This is a genomic window from Chitinophaga sp. CF118 (assembly GCF_900112615.1).
Lineage (GTDB): Bacteria > Bacteroidota > Bacteroidia > Chitinophagales > Chitinophagaceae > Chitinophaga.
Genome location: NZ_FOMK01000001.1, coordinates 622801 through 649790 on the forward strand (window position 1 = coordinate 622801; position 26990 = coordinate 649790).

Sequence of the window (26990 nt, forward strand, 5' to 3'; positions counted from 1 at the left end):
TTTAATTAGTCCCTTACTGCATGACCGGTATAATGCAGAAACACATCTTCCAGGTTTCCACAGGCGCTATGCTTTTCTATCAAATCCGATGGAGAGCCCTGCACTATCAGCCGGCCTTCATCTATGATGGCTACTTCACTACAGATTGTCTGTGCCTCTTCCAGTAAATGGGAAGTGTATACAATGCTTACGCCCTGTTTGTTATATTCCCGGAGAAACTGCAGGATCATACCACGCGATTGTACATCTACGCCGGCAGTAGGTTCATCCAGGATCAGTAATTTCGGCTGATGCAGAATTGCTGCTATAATGTTTGTACGGCGCTTCATCCCACCGGAAAAGCGGCGAACTTCTTTATTACCGTTTTTTTCCAGTCCGAAAATCTGCAGGTATTCATCTATACGGGTACGCAATCCTTTACCTTTTAATCCGTAGAGGTTGCCAAAGTATACCAGATTTTCAATAGCGGTAAGTTCCGGGAATAAAGCAATCTGCTGAGGGACGATACCCACCAGCCGTTTGATCGTTTCCCGGTGTGCAGCATCCTGCGGAAAATCAAAAATATTCACCTGCCCGCTATCTGCTTTTACCAGTCCGCATAAAATAGATATAGTGGTTGTTTTCCCTGCACCATTGGGACCCAGTAATCCTACAATAGCATTCTTCTGAAAGCTAAAGGACAGGTCTTTCAATGAAGGTTCCAGTGCGCCTTTATATGTTTTATGCAAACCATGTACAGCGATGCTCGTCATTCCTTATATTTTTACTTTAGACAGGCGTTTGAACACCAGTTCTTCTTCTGCCGCACATTGCATCAGCATTTCGCTGAGTTCAGCATAGGATATATTATTTACTGATCTGCTCTTACACACCCTGCCTGCATTGAATGCAAAATTGCGCCAGAGATCTCCCACACGTGTCAGGTCCTGCGACAGCACACCCAGTTCATCCTTTTGAAGTACATTCGCCGCTTCCTGTAAAAAGGCAGCATACATAAAACGGAAACCTGCACCACCGGTACCGATTTCTTCCTGCATCCTGATAATATTTCCCAGATATAATATGGCTTTCCGCTCTCCCACTTTTTCCGGATATGTTTTCAAACGTTTGGCCAGGTAACGGATACCGCTTACCCCAAACATAGGAAGTGGCAGCTTCAGCATATAATGACATGACTGGGCAATTCCTTCTTTGATTGGCTTTTGCAGGGATACCTGTTCAGGTACGCTCAATGCGTAATACATTTTCCCTTTAGGAGCAGGAAACCCTTTAGCAAAGCGGGCTTCCGCAAGACTTTTAGGATCTATTTCCATGATATCTTCCATCACGGGGTCGCTCACGCGGTAGTTTTCTCCGTTCTTGCCAAATATGAGGATATTATGTGCATTAAAATGAAAACGGTAGGCCGCGGGTAAGTATGGCAGATAATACACACTGGATAATAATCCTACGGGTGTTCCCTTTTCCAACACACGATCCAGTTCCAGCATTGCTTTTTCCGGAGTGGAAAAACTCTGCGACTGCATTTTAGCCCCCAATCTTTTGCATACACGCTGAAAGATAGCACCCGGCCAAATACGGTAGGTAGTACCCGGAACACCATTTACTTTAATAAATGGCAGGTGTGCAAAGAAGATTCCGGCGCCAATCCCAAAGGCCATTGGCTCACTGATGTGTAAACCGTAATGCCGGAAAATATTTGAAATAACTCCGCTTTCACAATGCGCAGTTTGCACATGACTGAACTGTTTCTCGCTCATAATTGTTACCCCTTAATATGCTTTAGTACTTCAACTGTAATCTTACATGTCAGTTTTACCTGGTAAGCATAACATTTCAGAACTTAATATGTTTTAGTTCATCAACTGTAATCTTAAACGCTGCTGCATACCGTTGTAAGGTGCGTTCACTCAGATGTTTAAAAACAGAAGGTTTCATATGCCGTTTTACCTGCCACTGGAATTTACTTACATAGCTGGCCAGTAAGGCCAGGTCCATAATATTCTTTTCCATGTAATAGCCGATGGGGCTGATTTCACCGGCCAGTACGCCTTGCCGGGCCTTTTCCACACGTGCATTCACTTCCTCCCATGCCTGTTGCATGGCGACATTTTCGGGTTCCCATCCCACACTGGTTACAGGTACATATTTCCCATCGTTGTCGGTGGCGTAAAATAACTGCGTGAATTTGCCTTCAAGCATCTTATTTCCATCCTGGGGAACTTCCTCTTTTTTCATGGATTGTTGTCTTTTAAGAGATCAGATGATATAACACCTCTTCACAAAAGCCAAAATTACATTTATTTATTTTCTATACATCAACTAGCTGATAAACAAAATAAAAGGAGCCGTATGATTACACACTAAGCTCCTTTATATAAGTTACGGATTATCCATTATACAACTGTCAGATGCGCGTATGCATAAGTAAAACGGGCACTTTCAGGAACCATTAATACAATCGTCTGTCCTTTTTTGAGCATACCTGTATTCAGCAGTTCTTCCAGCATAAAGTACGGAGAAGCAGTACCTATATTACCTACGCGGGTAAGGTTGGTGAACCATTTTTCCTGTGGAATGGGTACATTCAGGCGGGTGATCTCTTCATCTATCTTGGAACGGAAGAATTCGGAGGACAGGTGGGGCAGGAAATAATCCAGCTTGTCGACATCTACATTATAACGTTCCACCAGCTCTTTCCACATTTTAGCACCGGATGGAACAATGTTAGCACCTAATAAACGGGTATCCTGTTTAAAAGCGAAAACACTTTGTTTAGTCCATTCTTCCGGCTTCAGTAAATTCCAGCCAGTGATGCTGCCATCCTCATTCTTAATGGAACCTGCATACATACAGGTTTCCAGTTCATTCGCATAAGAGGCTATTTCTACCCAATCTACCCGGAGGGAAAGTCCTTCCTCGTTTGGTTTATCCTGTAATAACGCTGCACATGCACCGTCGGATAACATCCAACGCAGGAAATCCTTTTCAAAAGCAATGATTGGATTCTCATCCAGCTGTTTCAGGTTTTCTGTTTCAGGTTCAAACATACCGGCTTTCATCCAACTGGAAGCCTTCTCGGAACCAGTACTTACACCATTACTTGAATTACCACATTTGATGGACATCCAGGTATATTTAAAGGCCTGCATACCTGCCGCGCAGGCACCTGTAGCAGAAATTAGCTCCACGGGATGACATTTGAGCAGGCCATGTACCATTGCAGCATGGTTTGGCAACATCTGATCGGGTGAAGTTGTACCACATGCCAGCAACTGCAACTTGCTGATAGGAAATTTTTCATCGAAAAGCCCCTTTACAGCCAAAGAAGTCATATCTGCATTGGAATGGGTAGAATTTCCTTTTTTATCCAGTGAATAATAACGGGTTTTAATCTTATTATTTCCCAGTATTCTTACACGTGCACGCGAAGGTTTTCCATCCACCAGTCCCAATATGCTCTCCATCTCGTCATTCCCGACAGGCTCGTTAGGTAAAAATTTAGAGAGCCTTGTAATATAAACTTCCTTCATTTGAATTAGGTTCCTATTTTATTATTATTATTATTTGATACCTGCCTCCCCCTGGTGGCTGGTTATTGTATATCACTTTGCTGTAGGTATTAATTTAGTCCCTTTCTCCCTTTGTAATGCTACCTATACCCCTTTTCTAGTGTTATTTTAGCTGTAACCTGTATTTAAACGCCTGTAAATATAAAATACTATACGGATATATCCGTAAATAGCATATTAATACTTTTCTCCTTATGTTGGCTTGGTACAATAAATGGTTACATGACAATCCGTGAACTTACCGCAGATGTATGCCTTTAAAGTACTTAACGTCTTCCTGCAGTTTATTTTTCCTGAAGGTTAGTTTTATTATAGAAGATATTTTATCAATGGGCGAAAGGACAAATATCCCCACTAATAATAATATGCGATACATGGTTAACCGCCCCTTCCTTTCAGGTGCGCCTGGCCCTCCTTTAGCACTTATGAATTTAGCCCAGAATCCAAAGGCACTAATCCCTCTTTGTTCCAATAATATCAGATTAGGCTTTAATTCAACGGCTTTCAGCGTCAGCAATTCAGGATGCAATGCATCCCATTGCCGGGTTTCCAGTGCCTGCGCCAATGGAGCGGCAAAGCGGGAAGACGCTATAATATCTTTCTCCTGTACACCAGCGGCTGGTAACCACTTTGTTGCTTCCTTCTGGCCTTTAAACTGCCAGCGTAAAACCGTCAGCAAAGCTACAAGATTTGGAGAAGTATCAACTAAAACTATATTACCTACTAATTTAGCTCCCATCCCCTTCAGGTAGCCCTTTACTTTTTCCTGTGCGTTCACCCACATATTACGGCAGCCCATTATTGTGACTACCGGTTTATCTTTCAGTAAGCGTTTAGCTGTTTCACTTTGCAGGAAAGCAGCAGTTGGCTGTGAAGGTGAAAGGAACCACGGCTGGTAAGCCAGAATCACAAGATCAAAGTGCTCATCCGGATTAACCTTTAATGGCTCTATTGGACGCGGCTTCCCCAGCACAGTTTCGGGCATGGTTTCAAAAAATACTTGTTTCTCCCATGGGAACGTAAATGGCTGTACAGGTTTAATCTCTTCGTATACAATGGTAGCCTTGTCTTGTAAGGGTTCCACTATAGTATCTATTATTCTTCTCAGTTGCCCGGTCTGCGTATAATATACTACCAGGATCTTAGGTCGTTCAGTCATACAAGGAATAGGAGTTGAACAGTTGTTTAGACAGTTATTGACGTAAACATACGAAAAACAACTGTAGTGTAAAGATATATTTTTTGTTATATGTTAATTGCTAAATCTTAAGTGTAAGGTAATGTCGGGAGATTAAGGCTTGACAATGAGCAGGTTATAGGTTAAAAGATCAATTGTGCCTTAGCCAGGTACTGCTGCAATCCTCTGCATTTGTTCACAACAGTACCTTGGCCAAAGGACTTAATTTCTTGTTTAAGAACTACAAAGATGCCATTTGTATGATTAATCAAATGTTAAATACAACTTAAATTTTCACTCCACGCATACAGATATTTTCCAGCTGTACCAGCTTACTCCCATCGGCAGCCAACTTTTCCGGTTCTATAGATGTAATAACGTCAGTCACCTTAAATCCATTTTGCTGAAACAACTTTTCGGCCATCTCAATATCATACAATGTGAAACCCTGATCTACAAAAGGCAACAACTGCATTGTAGCTTTTGAACGGAAAGCAAGCACCAGATCACCACCCAGTCTTAATACCCGGCGAATTTCTGCCAGGGTCTCTTCAGGATGATCCCAGAAATATAGCACATTCACCCCGAACACCTTATTAAAGTGTTCATCGGCCACCGGCATCTTTTCTGCTGTTGCACAATAAAAAGCGGCATTACCATTGGCTATCAGCACTTCATTTGCCTGGATAGCCTCTTCCACCATACAATCGGAGAAATCCAAACCGGTATAATGAATGGAAGGCTCCTCCTCAAAAAGTTCCTTCACAAAATGGCCATTGCCCATTCCTATTTCCAGCACAACATCGCCCTGATGTAATGAGAGGAAGTCCAACGTCATTTCATACAACAGGCGGTTAGATTTGTTCATCTGTACCCCCATTTTTACACCGGCATCGCCTTCCGGATGCCGTAACTGACGGGCTGCTTCAGCAGCCGTCATAACTGGCTTCTCCATTGCTAATCTTTTTTAAGTACGCTTCCTGATCCCATAATTTTAGAAGATACTTCTGGATTGCCCAGGTAATTGACATCTCCGGAGCCTACTACTTTTGCATCCAGCTTTACACTGGCATGCACCTCTGCATCCCCACTACCGGCTATATTTACAGATGCACTTTCAGCCATCAGGGATTTTCCTTCAAAATTACCGCTGCCGGCTATATTAACTTCCAGATCGCGTGTTTCTCCCCCAGCCTTTATATTACCGGAACCGGTAACATTAACATTTATTTCGGGAGAATGTACTGTACCTGAGATATCACCACTACCACTTACATTCATTTTTACCATCTCTTCATTATCCAGTGTATTTATCAGCTTAATGTTGCCGGAGCCAGAAAGACTCAATTCTGTTACTGACGGAGCAGTAAGCCTCACCTTAATATTATCATGAAATGATAAGGATATATTATGCTTCTGCCTGATGATCAACCGGTCATTTTCTTCCACCAGTTCTATATAAGGGAGGATATTATCATCGCCTTCAATAACGGCTTCCTGTTCGGGGCCCTGGGTAAGATATACGTCCATAGGGCCTTTTACCTCTATTTTGTGATAGCTGCCCAGCTTTTTGCTTATTGTAGTAGTATGTCCACTTCCCTTTATGTGTCTTACATCACAGGAAAATAGGGTAAATGCTAATAAGGTCAACGATATACAGTAAAATGAATTCTTCATAAAAACAAAATTTATGGTCTTTAAAATGGCGGATAACTGCCCGAAAATACAAAACTGATTGACAATGGCGTATTCATTTATATACTCAATCTTTCTTTTTCTTACTGATTGTATATTTTATACAAAAACACTCATCATATTATTATATTTTCGATCATATAAGAGTATTCCTATTTTCAGACTTGGGATTTGATATTTGGCCTTTATCTTTGCACCACCATGACAGAAAAGATACTTATCCTCGATTTTGGCTCCCAGTACACGCAATTGATTGCACGTAGCATCAGGGAACTGAATATTTATTGTGAAATCAAGCCTTGTCTTCAGCCAGTTCAATGGGATGATTCAATTAAAGGCATTATTTTATCCGGTAGTCCGTTTTCTGTAAACGACGCAAAGGCTCCTTCGGTAGATATTGCCGCCATGGCAGCGAAAGTACCGGTACTGGGTGTTTGCTATGGCGCTCAGCTGATGGCTAAGAATTTTGGCGGAGAAGTAGCAAAAAGCTCTATTCGTGAATACGGCCGTACTTTCATGGAGCACGAAAACAGGGAAGAAAAGTTATTATACGATATCTCTCCCCGCAGCCAGGTATGGATGAGCCATTCCGATACAATTGTACGCATGCCAGAAGGTTTTGAGATCATTGCCCGTACAGAAAGTATCCCTGTGGCGGCTTTCAAAGCAGACAAGATCGCTAAATATCCCCTGCTGGGCCTGCAGTTCCATCCGGAAGTGACTCACTCACTGGAAGGTAAACTGTTGCTGCGCAACTTCCTGGTACACATCTGTGGTTGTAAACAGGACTTTACTCCAGCTGCTTTTGTACAGGAAACGATAGAAAAGATCAAGAACCAGGTAGGCGATAAGAAAGTGGTGATGGCTCTCAGCGGTGGTGTAGATTCTACCGTGGCAGCAGAACTGATCCACAAAGCAATAGGTAAAAACCTTTATTGCGTATTCGTTGATAACGGTCTCCTCCGCAAAGATGAATTTGAAACCGTACTGGATTCATATAAACATATGGGATTGAATGTGAAAGGGGTAAATGCACGTGACCTCTTTTACGGTGAACTGAAAGGTGTAAGCGATCCTGAAGCTAAACGTAAAATCATTGGCCGCCTTTTCATAGAGGTATTCCAGCAGGAATCTACCCAGTTGCAGGATATCTCTTTCCTGGGGCAGGGTACTATCTATCCGGACGTAATTGAGTCCGTTTCTGTAAATGGACCTTCTGTAACCATCAAATCACATCACAATGTGGGTGGATTACCGGAAAAGATGAAGATGGGCCTGGTAGAACCACTGCGTTTCCTTTTTAAAGATGAAGTAAGACGAGTAGGCCGTGAAATAGGTATCAGTGAAATATTCCTGGGCCGCCATCCATTCCCTGGTCCTGGTCTCGCTATCAGAATCCTGGGAGATATTACCCCGGAAAAAGTAGCGATGCTGCAGGAAGCAGATGCCATATATACAGATGGTCTGCGTGATGCAGGACTGTACGACAAAGTATGGCAGGCAGGTACTATCCTCCTTCCGGTACAGAGTGTTGGCGTGATGGGCGATGAAAGAACCTATGAATTCACTATAGCGCTCCGCGCAGTGACTTCTGTAGATGGGATGACTGCCGACTGGGCACATCTTCCTTATGAATTCCTGGCAAAAATGTCCAACGATATTATTAACAGAGTAAAGGGTATTAACAGGGTGGTATACGATATCAGTTCCAAACCACCTGCTACTATCGAGTGGGAGTAATTTATTTAATTGTTATGGAACCGGCTATCTTTTTAGCCGTTCCATAACAGTTTTTTATAAAAAATACCTGCATTAGTGCCATACTGGAAACTCTTGTTTGCAGCCCCTGTTCGTAAGGTATTTGTTGGGAATGATTTTTGTAATTTAACGATCGCTATGAGTAAATCCAATATATGCAGTCACCTTTTGGCTGTATGCACGCTGGCTGTTTTGTTATCTGCCTGCTCTGCATCAAGGAAGAGCAGTAAGACTGCCACACCACTGCCAACTGTATCAAAACCTGTTCCTGAGGAAAAGAAAAAGGACAATGGAAAAAAAGAAGAGAAAGCAGCTCCCTTCAACGTTGCTGCATTTGGTCGTGAAGTAAAAAAAGATGTTTATAACATTGCACTTTTTTCACCACTGTATCTTGATTCCGTTTTTTCCACCTCTACTGATATACCCGGACGCACCCTGCCCCGTTATGTATTACCCGGGCTGGATTTCTACGAAGGTTCCCAACTGGCCCTCGATAGCCTGCAACAGCAGGGTATTAAGCTGAATGTAGTGATCTACGATAGTAAAGGCAGACAAAATAATCCTCAAACATTATTACGTAATAAAAGTCTGGATTCCACAGACCTGATCATTGCGGCTGTAGGTACTCCGGAACTGAAAGAACTTAGTGATGTGGCAAGGGGAAAAGAGATCAACATGATCTCGGCTACCTATCCCAATGATGGTGGTATTACCGGAAACCCTTTCCTGCTCATAACCAACAGCCTGCTGAAAACACACTGTGAAGCAATACAGCATTATGCACAGGAAGGATTTGCGACCAAGAACATCCTGCTGTTTCACCGCAACAGTACTTTTGAAAAACATCTGGTAGCTGACTTCAAAGCAGACTACGAGAAAACAAATAGCAGCAAAAAGTCAAGGATCCGTGAAGTTATCTGGAATGATTCGACTTCAGAGACCGAATTAGCACAGTATCTGCTGGCAGACCGTCCTAATATCTGTATCATTACAGCCCTGGACGAAACGAGTGCCAAAGACATCCTGCGCAAACTGAGCGTACAAATGGCCAATTATCCTCTTCAGGTATTTGGTATGCCTACATGGGATATCATGAAATTTAGAGAGCCTGAATTCAAAGGAATGCAGATCTATTATACCTCTCCTTATTTCAATGATAAGACCGATGTATACAGCCGTTATATAACCGATTATTTTAAAAGGGTATATAAATCACGCCCTTCCGATATGGCGTTTAAAGGCTTTGAACTGACCTGGTACTTTGTAAAACAGTTGACAGACAAAGGTGTGTACTTTAACACAAACGTGAATGATCCATCTAAAAGAGTATTCAGCAACTTTAATTACCAGCCTGTATACCTGAAAGAAGGAGAAAGCATACCGGATTATTTTGAGAATAAAAATATCTATATCATCCAGAAGGGCGATAGCAGCGATATAAAGATGAACATTCAATAATCTCGTACAAAATAAAGGTCCTGAGAATTTCATCCTCCAGGTTCCCGAACAAAAGTGGGCGTATCATATGATACGCCCACTTTTGTTTAGTTACTTCTGAAAATGCATCGATGGTAAGTTATATTTAGTATATTGTACTTATTTTTGCTTTATTATCGGAACATTATTCTATATTCTTATGAACCTGGGAAATAATAAAAAAGAAGGTCCTACTGACAACATTGCACTGGATGAGAAGGATATTGCCATCCTGCAATTGTTGGAAGAAGATGCAAAAATGACTATCCGGGATCTTGCAGCACGCCTTAACCTTAGTGCGACTCCTGTATATGAACGAATCCGTAAAATGGAACAGGCTGGCGTGATCAGGCAATATGCTGCAATCATAGATCCCAGTAAAATTGATAAAGCTCTTACCGTACTGTGCTATATTTCCCTGAAAGAACATGGTAAGAAAGCCGGTGGCAAGTTTATCAAGGAAATCATTGCCTTCCCTGAAGTAATGGAATGTTTAAATATCTCCGGAGAGTTTGATTTTATGCTGAAAGTGCAGGTAAAAGACATGTATGCTTACCACGAATTTAATGTGAACAAACTGGGAGAACTGGATAATATCCGGCACATGGAAAGTGTGTTTGTAATGTCCGTGATCAAGGCCACTCACCGGGTAGTGTATTAGTATTTAAATTTATGCTCCGTTATCCTACTTTACAGAAAGAAATCAGCGAACGGGTATTACAATCCGCTACTTTATCCTATGCCAGATACAAACAAGCTATAAGTGCTCATAAAAGAACACTGTTTCTTACAGAACACACAATGGTGTTTGTGCTTCATGGGCATAAAATGCTCCACCTCCACGATGCCACGGTAACAGTTCATCCTTCCAGCCTTATGTTGTTTAAAAGAGGGATATATGTGATGTCTGAATTTGTTCCGGACGGCCTCAATTATGAAGCATTGCTGCTGTTCTTTACAGAAAGCATGCTGAAAAACTTTATGCTGCAATATAAGCTGCAACCTGCTACCACCGTAAAGGATAGCCCTTCATACCTGGTTATTGAAACCAATGAATTGCTGGATAGTTTTAAAGATCAGTACTTACATTTATTCGGAAAACATCCGGATAACATGGAAGCCATTTTACAATTAAAACTGCAGGAACTTTTTCTTCTGTTAATATCCGGAGAACATAAAAAAGAGGTACTTTCCTTCTTCCAGGGAATTACACATGCACAACCGGCAGACATTTCCTATATTATAAACACCCATCTTTTTCAACCACTTACCATATCAGACCTGGCAAAATTATCCGGCCGCAGCCTGGCATCTTTCAAACGTGATTTTCAACAGCAATACCAATGTGCTCCCAAGAAATGGATCAATGAACAACGCCTGGCCCATGCACATATGCTACTGCAAAACTCCAGCAAAAACGTATCTGAAATAGCCATGGAATGTGGCTTTGAAAACATCTCTCACTTTATCCGCATCTTTAAACAGGAATACGGTACCACTCCAAATACACTGAGAACTAAAAACGCAATTCTTTGAGCTTTTAGCGTTATTACCACAACTTCATTACAGGATACCTTTGTTTTGCTTTAACGACACAAACCACTGCCATCGAAAGCATTGGTCACTTTCTGTATTTATCTAACGTTGGTCCGGGAATGGATCCACTTAAAAAATCAATTAAATATGAATAAAGAAATCGTAAAACGCTTTAATGAAGCATTTCTTGAAAAAGGAGATCTACAGGCATTTGATGAAATAATTTCTCCTGATTTCATCAACCACACGGCTATGCCGGGTATATCAAAAGGGAAAGACGGTATATTACAACTGTACAGGGATGTAATACAACCAGCTCTTCCTGATTTACGGATAGAGATTTATGATATGATTGCCGAAGGTGATACAGTAGTAACCCGCAAAGCGATCATTGGTACATTACATGCCCCTTTTATGGGAATGCCCGGCAATGGACAGCAAGTGATTATTCCCACGATAGATATCGTAAAATTAAAAGATGGAAAATATATGGAACATTGGGCTGAAAGACATATACAGCAGGCATCCATTTAACTTTTGTAAAATAATGCTTACATTAAACTTATGAATCGTAAGCATTTCTTATCAGCACTGGCGGGCACCGGTTTAGGGTTGCCTGCTTTTGCACGTTTGCAAAAGACTGCTACCGCCATCCGGCATCAGCAAGAAACATCTATGATTCCTCCATACCTGCAACAAGGAGATATCATCGGGATCACTTGTCCTGCAGGGCATATTACTCTTGAAGAAATCACTCCTTCCATACGCATTATGGAAAGCTGGGGTTTTAAGATCCGCGTAGGCAGTACAGTAAACAAAAGTGATTTCAGTTTTGGCGGCACAGATACAGAAAGGCTACAGGATTTACAATCTATGTTAGACGATCCTTCAATCAAAGCAATCATGTGCGCCAGAGGAGGATATGGCAGCGCCCGTATTGTGGATCAGCTTAACTTTTCCACCTTTATACAACAGCCCAAATGGATCATCGGGTTTAGTGATATCACTGTATTGCATTGCCATATCAACCGGTTATACGGTATTGCTACACTGCACTCAAAAATGTGTAACAGCTTCCCGGATGACTTTAACACAACAGAACCAATTGTAAAGGAAACAATCCTTTCTATTAAGAAAGCACTAACCGGTGAGCAGATGCAATACTCCCTCCCGGCCGATCCGAAGAATCGCATTGGTACTGCCAGCGGTGCCCTGATCGGAGGTAATCTTTCTATACTGACAAGTATAGCAGGTACCAATTCAGAACTCAACACCATTGGCAAAATATTATTCCTTGAAGAAGTGGGTGAATACCTTTACAGTCTTGACAGAATGTTCAATAACCTGCAACGTTCTCATAAACTGGACAATCTTGCAGGATTAGTCATCGGCGGTTTTAACCGGCTCAAACCGGATGATCCGGGGGAGGAATTCGGAAGAACGGTGTATGATATTGTAATGGAAAAAGTGAAGGATTTCAAATACCCTGTGTGTTTCAATTTTCCCGTAGGACATCAGAAGAATAATTATGCGCTGAAATGTGGTGTGATGCATAAGCTGGATGTTCAGACAGGGGGTGTTGTACTAAAGGAAAATTAGCTTTTATTTTACCAGGATACCTACGGGATATTCTGAGTATATATTGCTCGTTGTTTTTTCATAATTTCATAAACTAATGAAAAACAACGAGCGTGGATGGCAAGTGATAACGGAATGGCTGGAATCTCATGAGAGACAGCCTTTTGCTTTCCAGGAAGAAGCCTGGGAGCATTACATACAGGGACGATCGGGCCTGGTGAATGCCCCTACCGGTTATGGTAAAACATTCTCTCTATTTCTTGGAGCGGTGATAGACTGGATCAATCATCACCCGAAAGATTATCAGCAAAAAACAAAGAACGGCCTGCAAATGTTATGGATCACCCCGCTAAGGGCGCTGGCCAAAGATATTGCACGTGCTATGAATGAAGTTTTGGAAGAACTGGGAATGCCCTGGCAGGTAGGCATTCGCAGTGGTGACACTTCTACTTCCTTAAGGGCTCAGCAGAAAAAACAGATGCCGGAAATACTCATCATCACACCGGAAAGTTTGCACTTACTCATGGGACAAAAAGACTATCCCAAAGTATTTACACAACTTACCACTGTAGTGGCAGATGAATGGCATGAACTGCTGGGAAGCAAACGCGGTGTGATGGTAGAACTGGGGCTTAGCAGACTGAGAGGACTGGCAAAAAAAGCAGACCGTCCGCCGCTGAAAATATGGGGCATTTCCGCTACTATCGGCAATCTAAGTGAAGCGCTGGACGTCCTGATGGGCGCTCCAGATCCTTCTGCAGTAATTGTTCGTGCCCAGATCGACAAGCAGATCGAACTGCAAAGTATCCTTCCGGATGAAATAGAAAAGTATCCCTGGGCAGGCCACCTGGGTACCAAACTGCTACCCAAGGCACTTCCCATTATCCTTAACAGCAGAACCACCCTGATCTTTACGAACGTACGTTCACAAACAGAAATCTGGTATCACGAAATACTCCGGCAATGCCCGGAACTGGCAGGAGCCATCGCCCTCCACCACGGTTCTGTCGACATGGAACTGCGGGTATGGGTAGAAGAAGCCCTGCATGAAGGCATCCTGAAAGCAGTTGTATGTACTTCCAGTCTTGACCTGGGAGTGGACTTCCGCCCGGTAGACACGGTGATTCAGGTAGGTAGCCCGAAAGGGGTAGCCCGTTTCCTTCAAAGGGCTGGCCGTAGTGGCCATCAGCCGGGAGCAATAAGCAAGATCTGGTTCCTGCCCACACATAGCCTTGAACTGGTAGAAGCCGCCGCATTAAAGGCTGCCATGAAAGAGCAACTGGTGGAAAGCCGGATGCCAGTACTACTGGCTTTCGATGTACTGGTGCAATACCTGATGACACTCGGTATTTCGGATGGCTTTCACGCCGCTGAAATATGGGAAGAAGTGACCAGCACCTTCTGCTTCCGTGATATGACAGAAGATGAATGGCAATGGATTCTCTCCTTTCTCACCACCGGAGGAGAAGCACTTTATAGCTACGATGAATTCAAAAAACTGGAACGGGAAGACGACTTCTATATTTGCCGCAGTCGTCAGCTGGCACTGCGACATCGCCTGCACATAGGTACCATTGTCAGTGATGCTATGCTGAAAGTGAAATTCGTTAGCGGAGGATATATCGGTGTGATAGAGGAATGGTTCATTGCCCGTTTGCAACCCGGCGATGCCTTCAGTCTGGCGGGACATACCCTGGAATTTGTGATGATCAAAGACATGACGGCGCTGGTGCGAAAATCGAAAGCCAAGCGGGCCATTGTACCCAGCTGGATGGGCGGACGGTTGCCACTTTCTGCCAATCTGGGAAGTGTGCTGCGTCGAACATTCAGCGAAGCTATGTCTGGCAATACTACCGAACCGGAACTGAAAATCCTGCAGCCATTATTTAATCTGCAGGAATACCTTTCTCATGTGCCAAAGGATGATGAACTGCTGATAGAAAAAATTCATACCAAAGATGGTTATCATCTTTTTGCTTATCCTTTTGAAGGGCGCCTGGTACATGAAGTGATGGCAGCCCTTTTAGCATACCGGATCAGTAAACGGCAGCCCATCACTTTTTCCATCGCCATGAATGACTATGGATTCGAGTTGCTCTCAGATCAGGAAATACCAGTCACCCATGAAGACGTACAGGAATTGTTCTCCCTTGAGAACCTGAGTACAGATCTGCAAGCCAGTGTAAATTCTACTGAAATGGCACGGCGCAAGTTCCGTGATATCTCAGTGATTGCAGGATTGATCTTCCAGGGATATCCCGGCAAGCATAAAGCTAACCGGCATCTGCAATCATCTGCCTCATTATTGTTTAATGTATTCAGGGATTACGATCCGCAGAATCTGTTGCTCCGCCAGGCGTTCAGTGAAGCCTTCTTTTATCAGATGGAGGAAGCCCGCCTGCGGGAAAGCATGGAACGCATTTACAATAATAAAATCATCATTACCGAACCGGAACAACTCACCCCCTTCTGCTTTCCTATTAAAGTAGACAGTTTGCGGGAAAGTTTGACCAGTGAGAAGCTGGCAGACAGGATTAAAAAAATGAGACCACAGTTTTAGCGATATGGAGGAAATGATCTACCATTACCAGAATCAAACCTGGCATTTATCTGCCCACCGGGCTATTTTCTGGAAAGAAGAGCAGACAATCATTGTGTCTGATATGCACCTGGGTAAATCAACTCATTTCAGGAAGGCAGGCATTGCCGTACCAGCCAACATCGGACAGGACGATCTGTTTCGCCTTCAACAACTGATTACGGCATATAATCCTGTTCAGGTAATCATTGTGGGAGATATGTTTCACAGCCATGAGAACAATGATGTGTCTTACTTTAAACTTTGGCGGCTGCAGTTTGCACATATCAGCTTTAAACTGGTAAGAGGCAATCATGATATCCTGGGCGATCATTTATATGATGCCATGAGTGTAGAAGTATACGATACGCTCTGCATCGGGGAAATACATTTTGTACATGAACCCTGCGACAATGAAAAAGGATATACCTTTTCCGGACACCTGCATCCCGGTATTGCAGTCGCCGGTGCAGGCAAACAACGTTTACGTCTTCCCTGCTTTTATTTTGGCAGGAGCTGCAGCATTCTGCCTGCCTTTGGCCGGTTTACCGGGCTGGCAATGCTGGAACCAGAAGAAGATGAAGCCGTTTTTGTTATAGCGGAGAACACCGTTCTAAAAGTAAATTGATGCTGATTGCCTTTAATCCGATATATGCACATCCGCTGCCAGAAGGCCACCGTTTCCCTATGGTGAAATATGAACTGATTCCCGCACAATTGTTACGTGAAGGAATTATTACAGAAAGTCAGATTCTTATACCAGCTCCGTTAGAAGAAGATATTATTTTGCAGACACATGCCCCTCACTACTGGCAGCAGCTGAAACAGCAGACACTTACCGATAAAGAACAACGTCGTATAGGCCTGCCACAATCACCGGAACTAACACTACGGGAAATAGTGATATCCCGCGGAACGATCGATTGTGCACTACATGCGCTGTATCATGGTGTAGCCCTTAATGTAGCAGGAGGTACACATCATGCTTTTGCAGACCGTGGCGAAGGTTTCTGCCTGCTGAATGATTTTGCAATAGCAGCGAATTACCTGCTATCGCAACGTTTAGTAAAGCAGGTGCTGATCATAGATCTCGATGTACATCAGGGCAATGGGACTGCCGCACTCTTTATGGGTAATCCTCAGGTATATACTTTCAGTATGCATGGTGCGCATAATTATCCTTTTCATAAAGAAACTTCTGACTGGGATGTTCCACTTCCAGATGGGATGAATGACAACGACTATCTACGCACTTTACGGGATTGTCTTCCTGTATTGATAGATGAAGTGAAACCTGATTTTGTTTTTTACTTATCAGGAGTAGATATTTTAGAGACTGACCGTTATGGTAAGTTAAAAGTATCTGCACAGGGTTGCTTGCAGAGAGATGAGTTGGTATTTAGTACGTTAAAGAAGCATGGAATACCTTGCGCAGTGGCGATGGGTGGCGGATATTCTACACAGATCAGGGATATTGTGAATGCACATTGTAATACGTTTAAAGCTGCGGGTGAGATATTCTGAGTGAAACCGCAGGTGAGTTTAAAGCAGATGTGGATGCCATGAAGCCTTTCTCATTGTTTTATCTATATTTACAATCAATATATATACTATGCCTCTTACTAAAGAAATCTATCGCGACGAGTATTCCCTGCAGACCAAAGAGATATTTTACAACAACAAGCAACAGATTATCGGGACTTTAGAAGTAAATAAAGCGAATGGGGAGGAGCATGGTCAGTTAGGAGTGTATGAATACGCCGGGGAAAACTATAGTTTGATTAAATATAAAAACGGGACAAAAGCCTATACTCATTTTACCTCCCAGGGACATACGGTATTGGGCAAAACAGGCTGGTACTCGATAGAGGAAGCATTTTCTGTTCAGGATTTTAAGTATGAGAAGGGAGTATTGATTGCTGAAAATTATCGAAACCAGGATGGGGCAAAGTATTCTTTTAGCTACAGCTATCAGAATGGGGTGAAAGTTTCCGAGACAACAGTCGCTTTAGATGGTACTGTAACAAAGGTTAATTTGGTGTATCAGGGCACCACTCTGCTCTCAAAAGCGACCTTTATTAATGACCAGTTTTCCGATCAGATCAATTATTTGTATCATCAGAATAACTTGTTATCGGAAGAGCAAAAATTTCTCAAGCATAAAGAAAGTCTCTATTTATCCTCACAAAAGAAATTTTTCTATAATGCTAAAAAGGAACTTGAAAAAACGGAGCATTATGGCAGGTATGATTCAAATCTGCATTTGTATAAAGTAGAAGAAATGATCCGTAAGGGCAATGAGCGAACCATGAAACATTCCTTCATTCCGGACCTGGAGATGGTGATTGGTCACTATGATCTGGCAACCATGCACGATCACCTAAGGCGGGAGAATATGGAATGGGCTGTTTCAATATTTAATAAGCAATATATAACAACTGCGAAGTTGCAAACGTTCAACCATACGATTGAGACAGTTGACGACCAGGGCAACATTGTTGAAACAAAAATGATGCATCCAGAGAACAATGAGGTAATGGCGAAGGTGCTTTATCGCAATGAATATAATGACAAGTCTCTTTTAGAATTTGTGATTTGTTATAGGGTGACTGAAGAAGGGAAAGCAGAGGAAAGTAGTATCAGGAAGTTTTATTATAAGGACTAGTGGTAGGTGGTGGATATTCTACACAGATCAGGGATATTGTAAATGCCCATTGCAATACGTTTAAAGCTGCGGGGGAGATATTTTAAGATGTTATTAATGAACATCTAACTAATATAAATATACGTTTAAGACTTAGCATAAATTATGTAAATTGCCTCCCATTGTTTGTTATTCAAAAAATAAGAATGCGTCTTGATCAGTATAAATTCATCGCTAATGAGACATTCGCAAGTTTTACATTTAATAGCGTTGGTCCCAATGGAATAATAAAAAAAGTAATTAACTATCAGCAAGTAGATGCATTGGCTGATGGCACACCTGTTATTAATCTTGGATTTGGTGATTGGGATGAACAAAAAGGTAAAGTAGACGATTCAATAATTTCGAATAATCAGGATAGAGAAAAGATACTTGCAACAGTAGCCTCAACGATATTAATGTATACCGAAAAATATGGAAAGCTACCCATTGTTGCTAAAGGAAGCTCTCCCGCTAAAACAAGGCTTTATCAAATGGGGATTAATGCCAACAGAACTGAGGTTGAAAATTTGTTTAGTGTATTTGGCCTTTTAAATAAGAATTGGGTAAAATTCGAATCCGGCCAAAATTATGAAGCATTTTTAGTTATTAGAAAATAGTGTTAAATTAGTAGAAAAAAGGGGGTATTTATGTTCTCCACATTTTCCAGAAAACAGAAGACCACAAATATTAAGAAACGTAAAGTAACTGTTAATAAATCCATGAAGGATTATAGCAAGGAAGATTTCTTTGTTAAAAAGGCTGAAGCAGCAAGAGAATTGTTAGCTAAATATGGCTACCCTAAGGAATTGATAACAAAATAGATAATATCTAATCTAATAAAAAAAGAGCTTGTATAGAATACAAGCTCTTTTTTTATTAGGGGCCAGTGATGGAATTATGCAGTTGTTTAAGCAATTCCCAGACCCTTCATTTATTTTTGATATATCAACTTTTATTAAAAATACTATCCAGAAGGTTTAACTCATCATTTTTTACAAACCCCGATGTACTTTTCAAAATTCATCGCCCATCCTCTAATTCTTAATCCTCTTCTTCAGCAAACTTACCTGATCCTGCAGGTGGCTCACCATATCTGCCAGGTGATTCACGCTAAGGCGGCTTTGCTGCCCGGATTTGCTGATTACAGCATCAGACTGCCAGAGTTCCAGTACCTCGTCCATACCAACCGCATAAGGCTCAAATTGGGGATTATCGGATACCAGGGTGATCTTCCCTTTTGTCCGGTTACTCTTCAATATACGTTTGTACACAATCCCTTCCCGGGTGGTTACTACAACATATGCTTCGTTATTGCGGATCTCTTCCCATCCATCTACTTTATGACAAACAATTACAGAACCGGAAGGGGTGGGTAACATGGAATCTCCTGCTATTTCAAATGCGCGGTAACTACCGGCCCCCATCATTGGTAATGTAAAAGTGTTGAGTTCTTCGATGAACTCATCATCATTATAGCCTGCCAGGTAACCTGCAGCAGCTTTCACCGGTACAAATTCTATCTGTTGCCTGTCATTAGACATTTTCAGCTGCCTTCGTTTTTCCAGGAAATTCTCTTTCTGCGATCCTACATCACGACGTAACAGATCGTCAATCGATACACGAAACATATCACTGACCAGCTCCAGTACTTCCGTACGCGGCTCTGCACGCTCTTCTTCATAAGCTCCAAGCAGGGAACGTTTAATCCCTAATTTATCAGCAAACTCTTGCTGAGTCCATCCTTTCTGCTTACGCAGGAACTTCAAATTGCGGCAAACTACTGACATAATCTAAATAATTTAGTACATTACTAACAAAATTAGCATATAATTTTCGTAATAACCAAATATATTCCGCCTGGGTTAACTTATTTTTGCGCAGTAAATCCAACTCAATATTATGCATAACACGCTGTTACTTATTCACTCGCTGTTAAGATGGGCTATTTTACTGGCCGGCATCTGGGCCGTTATCCGTGCTTTCAAAGGCTTTAGCGGTAAAACACCCTTTACCGGTGCAGATAAAAAAGCAGGTCTTTTCTTTATGATCTTTTTTGACCTTCAGTTAGTGGTAGGGTTGCTTCTTTACTTTGTTACCAGCCCTGTGGTTAAAACGGCTTTACAGGATATGAAAGTTGCTATGAAAGATAGTGTACTCCGCTTTTATGCCGTAGAACACATTACCATGGCTGTAATTGCCTTTATACTGGTACATATTGGCTATTCAAAAGTGAAGAAAGCAGTGACCGATGTACAAAAACATAAAACTGCACTGATATTTTTCGGTATTGCACTGATTCTCGTATTACTGCTCACTCCATGGCCTTTCCGCATGGCAGGTGCAGGCAGAGGATGGCTGTAATTTCCAAAGAAGATACTGAGGAGATAAAGTCATCCTTCGTTCATCCTTCGTTTTTAAACGAAGGATGAACGAAGGATGACTTTATCTCTAAACTAATTATCCTTTATCTGTATTAAATAACCTGAAGGAATAAATGTAGGGCAGAAATGCCAGGATAGCCCCCAGGAAGATCAGTATAAACACCCCAACTACCACCGGCATGAAAAATCCGGCTATAATCATCGCAATACCGGAACACATCCACAATGTACCTGCCATATTATGCGTTTGCCGCCATATTTCCGGGCTTTGAAGCGTCCAGGGTGTTCTTACACCTATAAAATAATTGGGCTGTAATCTTTTCAGGTAAAAGCCGATCCCTCCAATCAGCACTCCTACTCCTGTAAATACCCAGCGTTCCATTACAAACGGCTGACCCTGACTTACCATAAAAATGATGGCTCCAGTAAATACTGCCAGGTAAATATGGATCATGAAACGGATCCGGTAATATTTCCTCTGTAATACAGCCAATGGCTCAGTACTGAATGTGGGTTCCTCTACATGGGGAATATACCGGAACAGGAAATATAGCAACAGATTGGTGAAAAAAAGAAAGATCATCAGCAATAAAAAATCACTTTTCTCACCTACCCTTTCAGGTACTCCCTTAATACTAAAGTTTGTAGGAATGATCTCTGGCAACGATGGCCAGATGATTCCGAGGTAAACCATGGGCAAGAGTAATAACATCAATAACAGCAGCTCTTGGCCAATATCAGGCTTTTTCATGCAAAAGTGTTTTTGTATAAGAAGATGTGAACAAATACTATACCCGCATCTTTTATAATTACGCACTCATCCGCCCGATTGTTCTGAACAATTGTTATTTATTAACAACTATACTAATATTATTAGTAATAGCTAAAAATATTAGTACTTTTGAGAAAAAGGTCAGCATCCCGGTTCCTATAAAAAAGTGATAAGAAGACTGTAAAAACATTTGAATCTGCTTAATCTTCGTAAACGTTTTCCATAAAGCCGGGTTGACCGCATATAAGTTATGATCACTTTACAACACAGGTCCATCGCTCATTTTGATATGGACAGCTTCTTTGTGTCTGTAGAATGCAGAGAAGATAACAGTCTGAAAGGAAAACCTCTGCTCGTAGGCGGCATGGGAGATCGTGCTGTAGTAGCAGCCTGTAGCTATGAAGCCCGCCGTTATGGGATTCATTCCGCCATGCCCATGAAAATAGCTCTTAAATTATGCCCGCATGCGGTGGTCCGCAAAGGCGATATGGAACTGTACAGTAATACCTCCAGGGAGATTACCGATATCATTGCCGGGCGGGCTCCACTCTATGAAAAATCATCCATCGATGAATTTTATCTGGACCTTACCGGCATGGATAAATTCTTTGGCTCCATGAAATGGACCATAGAACTTCGTCAGCATATCATGAGGAAAATGAAACTACCTGTTTCATTTGGACTAGCCTCCAATAAGATGATCTCCAAAGTGGCAACCAACGAAGCGAAGCCCAACGGACAAATGGAAATAAACTTCGGAAATGAGAAATCATTCCTTGCACCTATGCCTGTAGAAAAACTTCCTATGGTGGGAAAAGAAACTGCCGGACAACTTCGCCGCCGTGGCGTGGAAACAGTGAAAACACTCAGTGAAATACCCGTGGCATTACTGGAAGCATGGCTGGGGAAAAATGGGATTTCACTCTGGAATAAAGCCAATGGCATTGATGAATCTCCTGTAGTACCCTATCATGAACAGAAATCCATCTCTACAGAAAATACATTTTCTACAGATACAATAGACATGCAGTTCATTCATGCAGAACTGGTACGCATGACGGAAAAGATAGCATTCGAACTACGGCAGCAAGACAAACTGACCGGCTGTGTGACTGTAAAAATCCGCTACTCCGATTTCGAAACCGTTACAAAACAAATGACCATTGCCTATACAGGATCAGATCATGTACTGCTGGCAAAAGTGAAAGAACTGTTCAATAAACTGTATGACAGACGTTTGCTGATTCGCCTGATAGGGGTTCGTTTCAGCCACCTTGTACAAGGCAACTACCAGATCAGCATCTTCGATGATACACAGGAAATGATTGCTCTCTACCAGGCAATCGATCATATTAAAAACCGCTTCGGATGGCAGTACCTGATGAAAGGAACCAATGCGGCTCCTCCCGATAAATCGCATAAAAAGGAAGCACCGGCTGTTACTCCTTACCCAAGAAAAACACGGTAAATATGTACCTGAACTGTAAATCATTTTTCAGCCTGCGGTATGGTACCATTGGTACAGACGACCTGGTGAAGTTTGCCTGTAAATACGGCATCACATCACTCGCATTAACGAACATCAATATCACTTCTGATACCTGGAACTTCGTAAAAGAATGCCGGAATAATGGAATTAAACCCATCATCGGATTAGAATGCCGGAATGAACATGATTTTAAATATATCCTGCTGGCCCGTAACATGGAAGGATGGTTTCACATCAACCGCTTTTTATCAGAGCATCTGCAAAAAAAAGCACCCTTCCCCGATCGTGCTCCTTTCTTCCCAGGTACTTTTGTAATATATGCATGGGGCTGTATTCCTTTATCAGAGCTTGCTCCGAACGAACTAACAGGAATAAGACCTCGTGAAATAAATAAACTATTCCGGGTAGATACACTAACACATAAGGACAAACTGGTGATTTTACAACCTGTTACTTTTCAGAGTGAAGAACACTATCAACTTCATCGTGTATTACGGGCAGTAGACCAAAATATTCTGATCAGCCAGTTATCTCCACACACCACTGCACAACCGGATGAATGCCTGATAGAACCGGGTGTATTATTCGATCGTTTTGAACAATATCCGCATATCATCAGCAACACATTACAGGTAATGGAAGCATGCGATATTCAGTTTGATTTTAAAGTACCACGCAACAAAAAATACTTCCTGAACAGTGAAGCTGAAGATCAGGCAAAGCTGAGAGAGCTGGCGTATGAAGGAATGTTAAAACGTTATGGCCCCGATAATAAAGAAGCACGTGAGCGTATTGAAAAGGAACTGAAAGTAGTACAGCAGCAACATTTTAACTGCTACTTTCTCATTACCTGGGATATTATCAGATTCGCACAGGAACAGGGGTTTTTCTATGTTGGCCGGGGCAGTGGTGCTAACTCTATCCTCGCCTATTGCATGGAAATAACAGATGTGGATCCTATTGAATTAAATCTCTATTTTGAACGGTTCCTGAATCCCTACCGCAGCTCACCTCCTGATTTCGATATTGATTTTTCCTGGCGCGACAGAGATCAGATCATCGAATATGTATTCAATACTTATGGTGTTGAACATACTGCCTTACTTGGTACTGTCACAACGTTTCAGGAGAATGCAACTATTCATGAATTAGGTAAAGTGTATGGTCTTCCCAAACATGAAATAGACAAGATACTGGATACACCTTTTGATATAGAACTGAAGGGCGATAATGTACAGGCACAGATTTTACGGTTCAGTAATTTGATGGCGGGGAAAAAAGCTTTTCCCAATCATCTCAGTATTCATGCCGGTGGAATCCTTATAAGTGAAGATCCTATTCATCAGCACTGCGCTACTTACATGCCACCCAAAGGTTTCAGCACAGCACAACTTGACATGCACCAGGCAGAGGCTATCGGGTTATTTAAATTTGATATTCTTAGTCAGCGTGGACTGGGACATATACGGGATACTATTAGCATCATAAAAGAAAATCATGATGTTGATATAGATATCCATGATGTAAAAACTTTTATGCAGGATCCGCGCATCAGGCATCAGTTAAAAACAGTCAATACCATCGGCTGTTTCTATATAGAATCGCCAGCTATGCGTCAGCTATTGCTGAAACTGCAATGTGAAGATTATCTCACACTGGTAGCTGCAAGTTCCGTGATACGCCCTGGTGTAGCACAATCCGGCATGATGCGGCAATATGTACATAACTTCCGTAACCAGGATAAAGTAGTATATCTGCATGATACTATCAAAGAAGTATTACATGAAACTTTTGGGATCATGGTGTACCAGGAAGATGTGATAAAGATCGTACATGAATACGCAGATATGGATCTTGCTGATGCAGATATTTTACGCAGGGCTATGGCAGGTAAATATCGCGGACAAGACAATTTCGAAAAGATAGAACAACAGTTTTTCCATAACTGCACAAGATTGAAACGACCACCGGAAGTGACCAAAGAACTATGGCGGCAGATTGCCAGCTTCTCTGGTTTCTCATTCTCCAAAGCACACTCCGCCAGCTTTGCGGTGGAAAGTTATCAGAGCCTGTTCCTGAAAACATATTTCCCGGCAGAATTTATGGTAGCCGTGATCAATAACTTTGGCGGCTTTTACAACAGGGAACTTTATTTCCGGGAACTACAAAAAACAGGGGTATCCATACAACCGCCCTGCATTAATAACAGTGAATACTATACGAGAATAACCGGCAAAACAGTTTACACCGGTTTTATTCATATAGAAGGACTGGAAGAAAAATGGATGGCAGATGTACTGGAAGAACGTACTGCATATGGTCCTTATGCAAGCCTGGAAGATTTCACCTTACGCATCGCACCTCCTCCGGAACAACTGGATATTCTGATCAGGATAGGGGCTTTTAATTTTGATGCCTACACCAAGAAAGAATTACTCTGGAAAAGCAGTTTATTATTGAGGAGTAAAGTGCCTGATCATGTGCAGCCACTTTTCGTTGAGCAACTACCAGACTGTCAGTTACCCATGCTCAGCTATTATGAACATGAAAATGCTTTTGATGAAATTGCCTTACTGGGATTCCCATTGTGTTCTCCTTTCAGCCTGCTGAATCATGAGCAGAATCATTATGTACCAGCGAAAGATTTTTCCAGGTATACCGGAGAAATAATATCAACACTTGGATACCTGGTATGCACAAAAGGCATTCATACCAGTAAAGGCATCCCTATGAGCTTTGGTACTTTCACAGATGTAAACGGCGATTTTATTGATACGGTACATTTCCCGGACATCCTCAGGAAATTTCCTTTTCAGAAAGGGGGCTTTTATATACTCCAGGGGAAGATAACTGCAGAATATGATGTGTATACGATGGAGGTAAATTATATGCGGAAGATTGGATATTTTGAAGATAAACAGGGGTGACAGACAGCCACCCCCGTTCTTCAATATAGTTATTCAAGATCAAACAACCCTTTGTTCAGCAGTTGTAAGGTTTTGATTTTATGTTGTCCTCCTATTAAGATGGAAATATTATGACGGCTGCCACCGTAAGAGATCATTCGTAAAGGCACTTCGTTCAGCGCATCAAATACCCTTTTCAGGATAGATGGAGTAGCTGCTACTTCATTACCTACAATAGATACGATCGTCTGGTGATGGTCCAGTTCTACAGTTCCAAACGGCTGCAATTCTTTCAGCAGCTGATCCAGGTGCAATGTACTTTCTATCGTCAGGGAAACAGCTACTTCAGAAGTAGTGATCATATCAATAGGGGTACGGTATTTCTCAAATACTTCGAAGATTTTGCGAAGGAAACCATAAGCCAGCAGCATACGGCTGGATTTGATTTTAATAGCAATGATACCATCTTTGGCAGCAATTGCTTTTACGCCATCTCCATTCGGTAATTCAGTAATGATAGTACCTCTGGCTTCCGGCTGCATTGTGTTCAGTAATTTAACCGGGATGTTAAAATGCTGTGCAGGCCAGATAGATGCAGGATGTAAGATTTTAGCACCGAAATAAGCCAGTTCTGCGGCCTCATCAAAAGACAACTGCTCGATAGGGAACGTTTTGTTCACTACCCTGGGATCATTATTGTGCATACCGTCAATATCTGTCCAGATCTGTATTTCACTGGCCTGGATAGCAGCACCTATCAGAGAAGCAGAATAATCGCTACCACCACGTTTAAGGTTATCAACCTCTCCTCTGGCATTACGGCAAATATACCCCTGTGTAATAAAGATGGTTTGACCATCATGCTTTTCTATCAGATTGCCCAACCGGATCTTAATCTGGGGGATTTCAGGTTCTTCATATTCATCTATGCTCATGAAGTCCAGGGCTGGCAGCAATACAGCTGCAACACCTACTTCTTCAAGGTATACGCTGAACAACTTAGTGGATAATAATTCACCCTGTGCAAGGATATCCTTATTAAGCGCCTCATTGAAAGAGATCTTAAGAATGATGTTCAGGAATTCAAAGTGCTCATCTACAACAGCTGTAGCTTTGGCGCGGAAGGCTTCCTTCTTCAGCAGCGCTTCACAGAATGTTCTGTAATGTGCTTCCAGTTTGTCTATCCGTTCCTTCGCCTGTTCCTTTTTCCCTTCAGACAATGACTGTCCTATCTCTACCAGAGAATTGGTAGTGCCGGATAATGCAGACAATACCACTATTTTAGGAGCATTATCGGCAGTCACCAGTTCGGCTACGGCATGCATCCGTTCCGGTTTACCTACTGAAGTGCCTCCAAATTTTAAGATCTTCATTTGCTGTTGTATT

The 26990-nt window shown here is 42.1% G+C and carries 25 protein-coding genes; 15 read left to right on the forward strand and 10 right to left on the reverse strand.

Features of this window, described 5'->3' with window-relative positions:
* Nucleotides 1–5: 5 nt before the first annotated feature.
* From BM176_RS02370 to BM176_RS02400, 7 genes are all read right to left on the reverse strand, one after another.
* The gene (locus BM176_RS02370) at nucleotides 6–752 is read right to left on the reverse strand and encodes an ABC transporter ATP-binding protein (RefSeq protein ID WP_177230273.1); all 747 of its coding nucleotides are present in this window, start codon (nucleotides 750–752) and stop codon (nucleotides 6–8) included.
* A 3-nt stretch (nucleotides 753–755) separates the two neighbouring features.
* The gene (locus BM176_RS02375; protein ID WP_090099171.1) at nucleotides 756–1760 is read right to left on the reverse strand and encodes a BtrH-related acyltransferase DarH; all 1005 of its coding nucleotides are present in this window, start codon (nucleotides 1758–1760) and stop codon (nucleotides 756–758) included.
* Nucleotides 1761–1836: 76 nt separating this feature from the next.
* Nucleotides 1837–2238: a flexirubin biosynthesis protein DarG gene (locus BM176_RS02380; RefSeq protein ID WP_090099173.1), complete on the reverse strand. Its 402-nt coding sequence runs from the start codon at nucleotides 2236–2238 to the stop codon at nucleotides 1837–1839.
* A gap of 158 nt (nucleotides 2239–2396) precedes the next feature.
* On the reverse strand, nucleotides 2397–3533 hold the full coding sequence (locus BM176_RS02385) for a dialkylresorcinol biosynthesis protein DarB (RefSeq protein WP_090099175.1): 1137 nt from the start codon (nucleotides 3531–3533) through the stop codon (nucleotides 2397–2399).
* A gap of 277 nt (nucleotides 3534–3810) precedes the next feature.
* Nucleotides 3811–4731 (reverse strand): hypothetical protein, encoded by a 921-nt coding sequence (locus tag BM176_RS02390; RefSeq protein ID WP_090099177.1) that lies wholly within the window; start codon nucleotides 4729–4731, stop codon nucleotides 3811–3813.
* A gap of 304 nt (nucleotides 4732–5035) precedes the next feature.
* Nucleotides 5036–5704: a class I SAM-dependent methyltransferase gene (locus BM176_RS02395; protein WP_090099179.1), complete on the reverse strand. Its 669-nt coding sequence runs from the start codon at nucleotides 5702–5704 to the stop codon at nucleotides 5036–5038.
* 2 nt (nucleotides 5705–5706) lie between these two features.
* A complete protein-coding gene (locus tag BM176_RS02400) occupies nucleotides 5707–6426 on the reverse strand; it encodes a head GIN domain-containing protein (protein WP_090099181.1) in 720 nt (239 codons plus the stop codon).
* 219 nt (nucleotides 6427–6645) lie between these two features.
* Here BM176_RS02400 and guaA point away from each other — a divergent pair, with 219 nt between their 5' ends.
* The 12 genes from guaA to BM176_RS32350 all read left to right on the forward strand — a co-directional run bounded on the left by guaA (nucleotide 6646) and on the right by BM176_RS32350 (nucleotide 18877).
* Nucleotides 6646–8184, forward strand: a complete 1539-nt coding sequence (gene guaA / locus BM176_RS02405) for a glutamine-hydrolyzing GMP synthase (protein ID WP_090099182.1) — start codon at nucleotides 6646–6648, stop codon at nucleotides 8182–8184.
* A gap of 156 nt (nucleotides 8185–8340) precedes the next feature.
* Nucleotides 8341–9660, forward strand: coding sequence for an ABC transporter substrate-binding protein (locus BM176_RS02410; protein ID WP_090099184.1), 1320 nt, complete (start codon nucleotides 8341–8343; stop codon nucleotides 9658–9660).
* Nucleotides 9661–9838: 178 nt separating this feature from the next.
* Nucleotides 9839–10339, forward strand: coding sequence for an Lrp/AsnC family transcriptional regulator (locus tag BM176_RS02415; protein WP_090099186.1), 501 nt, complete (start codon nucleotides 9839–9841; stop codon nucleotides 10337–10339).
* 11 nt (nucleotides 10340–10350) lie between these two features.
* Nucleotides 10351–11214 (forward strand): helix-turn-helix transcriptional regulator, encoded by an 864-nt coding sequence (locus BM176_RS02420; RefSeq protein ID WP_090099188.1) that lies wholly within the window; start codon nucleotides 10351–10353, stop codon nucleotides 11212–11214.
* 147 nt (nucleotides 11215–11361) lie between these two features.
* Nucleotides 11362–11748: an ester cyclase gene (locus BM176_RS02425; RefSeq protein ID WP_090099189.1), complete on the forward strand. Its 387-nt coding sequence runs from the start codon at nucleotides 11362–11364 to the stop codon at nucleotides 11746–11748.
* Nucleotides 11749–11778: 30 nt separating this feature from the next.
* Entirely contained in the window at nucleotides 11779–12813 is a 1035-nt protein-coding gene (locus BM176_RS02430; protein ID WP_090099192.1) for a S66 peptidase family protein, read from the forward strand.
* A gap of 76 nt (nucleotides 12814–12889) precedes the next feature.
* Nucleotides 12890–15352, forward strand: coding sequence for a ligase-associated DNA damage response DEXH box helicase (locus tag BM176_RS02435; RefSeq protein ID WP_090099193.1), 2463 nt, complete (start codon nucleotides 12890–12892; stop codon nucleotides 15350–15352).
* A gap of 4 nt (nucleotides 15353–15356) precedes the next feature.
* A complete protein-coding gene (gene pdeM / locus BM176_RS02440) occupies nucleotides 15357–15998 on the forward strand; it encodes a ligase-associated DNA damage response endonuclease PdeM (RefSeq protein ID WP_218162139.1) in 642 nt (213 codons plus the stop codon).
* The gene (locus BM176_RS02445; RefSeq protein WP_090099195.1) at nucleotides 15998–16894 is read left to right on the forward strand and encodes a histone deacetylase family protein; all 897 of its coding nucleotides are present in this window, start codon (nucleotides 15998–16000) and stop codon (nucleotides 16892–16894) included. The genes pdeM and BM176_RS02445 overlap by 1 nt, the downstream gene beginning before the upstream one ends.
* Before the next feature lie 88 nt (nucleotides 16895–16982).
* Nucleotides 16983–18035: a hypothetical protein gene (locus BM176_RS02450; protein ID WP_090099198.1), complete on the forward strand. Its 1053-nt coding sequence runs from the start codon at nucleotides 16983–16985 to the stop codon at nucleotides 18033–18035.
* Between the two features lie 185 nt (nucleotides 18036–18220).
* A complete protein-coding gene (locus tag BM176_RS02455; RefSeq protein WP_090099200.1) occupies nucleotides 18221–18673 on the forward strand; it encodes a DUF6934 family protein in 453 nt (150 codons plus the stop codon).
* A gap of 30 nt (nucleotides 18674–18703) precedes the next feature.
* The gene (locus BM176_RS32350; protein WP_177230274.1) at nucleotides 18704–18877 is read left to right on the forward strand and encodes a hypothetical protein; all 174 of its coding nucleotides are present in this window, start codon (nucleotides 18704–18706) and stop codon (nucleotides 18875–18877) included.
* A gap of 213 nt (nucleotides 18878–19090) precedes the next feature.
* Here BM176_RS32350 and BM176_RS02460 read toward each other — a convergent pair whose 3' ends face one another.
* Nucleotides 19091–19843, reverse strand: a complete 753-nt coding sequence (locus tag BM176_RS02460; protein WP_089779385.1) for an XRE family transcriptional regulator — start codon at nucleotides 19841–19843, stop codon at nucleotides 19091–19093.
* Between the two features lie 112 nt (nucleotides 19844–19955).
* Here BM176_RS02460 and BM176_RS02465 point away from each other — a divergent pair, with 112 nt between their 5' ends.
* Nucleotides 19956–20417, forward strand: a complete 462-nt coding sequence (locus BM176_RS02465) for a hypothetical protein (protein ID WP_090099202.1) — start codon at nucleotides 19956–19958, stop codon at nucleotides 20415–20417.
* Between the two features lie 96 nt (nucleotides 20418–20513).
* Here BM176_RS02465 and BM176_RS02470 read toward each other — a convergent pair whose 3' ends face one another.
* A complete protein-coding gene (locus BM176_RS02470) occupies nucleotides 20514–21188 on the reverse strand; it encodes an SdpI family protein (protein WP_090099204.1) in 675 nt (224 codons plus the stop codon).
* Between the two features lie 271 nt (nucleotides 21189–21459).
* Between BM176_RS02470 and dinB the strand changes: the two genes are divergently transcribed.
* Nucleotides 21460–22677 (forward strand): DNA polymerase IV, encoded by a 1218-nt coding sequence (gene dinB / locus BM176_RS02475; protein WP_255373411.1) that lies wholly within the window; start codon nucleotides 21460–21462, stop codon nucleotides 22675–22677.
* A gap of 2 nt (nucleotides 22678–22679) precedes the next feature.
* Complete coding sequence (locus BM176_RS02480; protein WP_090099206.1) at nucleotides 22680–25625, forward strand: DNA polymerase III subunit alpha; 2946 nt, start codon at nucleotides 22680–22682, stop codon at nucleotides 25623–25625.
* 29 nt (nucleotides 25626–25654) lie between these two features.
* Here the strand turns inward: BM176_RS02480 and BM176_RS02485 are convergent, their stop codons facing one another.
* Nucleotides 25655–26977, reverse strand: a complete 1323-nt coding sequence (locus BM176_RS02485; protein WP_090099208.1) for an aspartate kinase — start codon at nucleotides 26975–26977, stop codon at nucleotides 25655–25657.
* Between the last annotated feature and the right edge of the window lie 13 nt (nucleotides 26978–26990).

Coding starts and splice junctions, on each gene's coding strand:
- BM176_RS02370 (WP_177230273.1), bottom strand. CDS start 752: ATGACGAGCATCGCTGTACATGGTTTGCATAAAACATATAAAGGCGCA.
- BM176_RS02375 (WP_090099171.1), bottom strand. CDS start 1,760: ATGAGCGAGAAACAGTTCAGTCATGTGCAAACTGCGCATTGTGAAAGC.
- BM176_RS02380 (WP_090099173.1), bottom strand. CDS start 2,238: ATGAAAAAAGAGGAAGTTCCCCAGGATGGAAATAAGATGCTTGAAGGC.
- BM176_RS02385 (WP_090099175.1), bottom strand. CDS start 3,533: ATGAAGGAAGTTTATATTACAAGGCTCTCTAAATTTTTACCTAACGAG.
- BM176_RS02390 (WP_090099177.1), bottom strand. CDS start 4,731: ATGACTGAACGACCTAAGATCCTGGTAGTATATTATACGCAGACCGGG.
- BM176_RS02395 (WP_090099179.1), bottom strand. CDS start 5,704: ATGGAGAAGCCAGTTATGACGGCTGCTGAAGCAGCCCGTCAGTTACGG.
- BM176_RS02400 (WP_090099181.1), bottom strand. CDS start 6,426: ATGAAGAATTCATTTTACTGTATATCGTTGACCTTATTAGCATTTACC.
- guaA (WP_090099182.1), top strand. CDS start 6,646: ATGACAGAAAAGATACTTATCCTCGATTTTGGCTCCCAGTACACGCAA.
- BM176_RS02410 (WP_090099184.1), top strand. CDS start 8,341: ATGAGTAAATCCAATATATGCAGTCACCTTTTGGCTGTATGCACGCTG.
- BM176_RS02415 (WP_090099186.1), top strand. CDS start 9,839: ATGAACCTGGGAAATAATAAAAAAGAAGGTCCTACTGACAACATTGCA.
- BM176_RS02420 (WP_090099188.1), top strand. CDS start 10,351: ATGCTCCGTTATCCTACTTTACAGAAAGAAATCAGCGAACGGGTATTA.
- BM176_RS02425 (WP_090099189.1), top strand. CDS start 11,362: ATGAATAAAGAAATCGTAAAACGCTTTAATGAAGCATTTCTTGAAAAA.
- BM176_RS02430 (WP_090099192.1), top strand. CDS start 11,779: ATGAATCGTAAGCATTTCTTATCAGCACTGGCGGGCACCGGTTTAGGG.
- BM176_RS02435 (WP_090099193.1), top strand. CDS start 12,890: ATGAAAAACAACGAGCGTGGATGGCAAGTGATAACGGAATGGCTGGAA.
- pdeM (WP_218162139.1), top strand. CDS start 15,357: ATGGAGGAAATGATCTACCATTACCAGAATCAAACCTGGCATTTATCT.
- BM176_RS02445 (WP_090099195.1), top strand. CDS start 15,998: ATGCTGATTGCCTTTAATCCGATATATGCACATCCGCTGCCAGAAGGC.
- BM176_RS02450 (WP_090099198.1), top strand. CDS start 16,983: ATGCCTCTTACTAAAGAAATCTATCGCGACGAGTATTCCCTGCAGACC.
- BM176_RS02455 (WP_090099200.1), top strand. CDS start 18,221: ATGCGTCTTGATCAGTATAAATTCATCGCTAATGAGACATTCGCAAGT.
- BM176_RS32350 (WP_177230274.1), top strand. CDS start 18,704: ATGTTCTCCACATTTTCCAGAAAACAGAAGACCACAAATATTAAGAAA.
- BM176_RS02460 (WP_089779385.1), bottom strand. CDS start 19,843: ATGTCAGTAGTTTGCCGCAATTTGAAGTTCCTGCGTAAGCAGAAAGGA.
- BM176_RS02465 (WP_090099202.1), top strand. CDS start 19,956: ATGCATAACACGCTGTTACTTATTCACTCGCTGTTAAGATGGGCTATT.
- BM176_RS02470 (WP_090099204.1), bottom strand. CDS start 21,188: ATGAAAAAGCCTGATATTGGCCAAGAGCTGCTGTTATTGATGTTATTA.
- dinB (WP_255373411.1), top strand. CDS start 21,460: ATGATCACTTTACAACACAGGTCCATCGCTCATTTTGATATGGACAGC.
- BM176_RS02480 (WP_090099206.1), top strand. CDS start 22,680: ATGTACCTGAACTGTAAATCATTTTTCAGCCTGCGGTATGGTACCATT.
- BM176_RS02485 (WP_090099208.1), bottom strand. CDS start 26,977: ATGAAGATCTTAAAATTTGGAGGCACTTCAGTAGGTAAACCGGAACGG.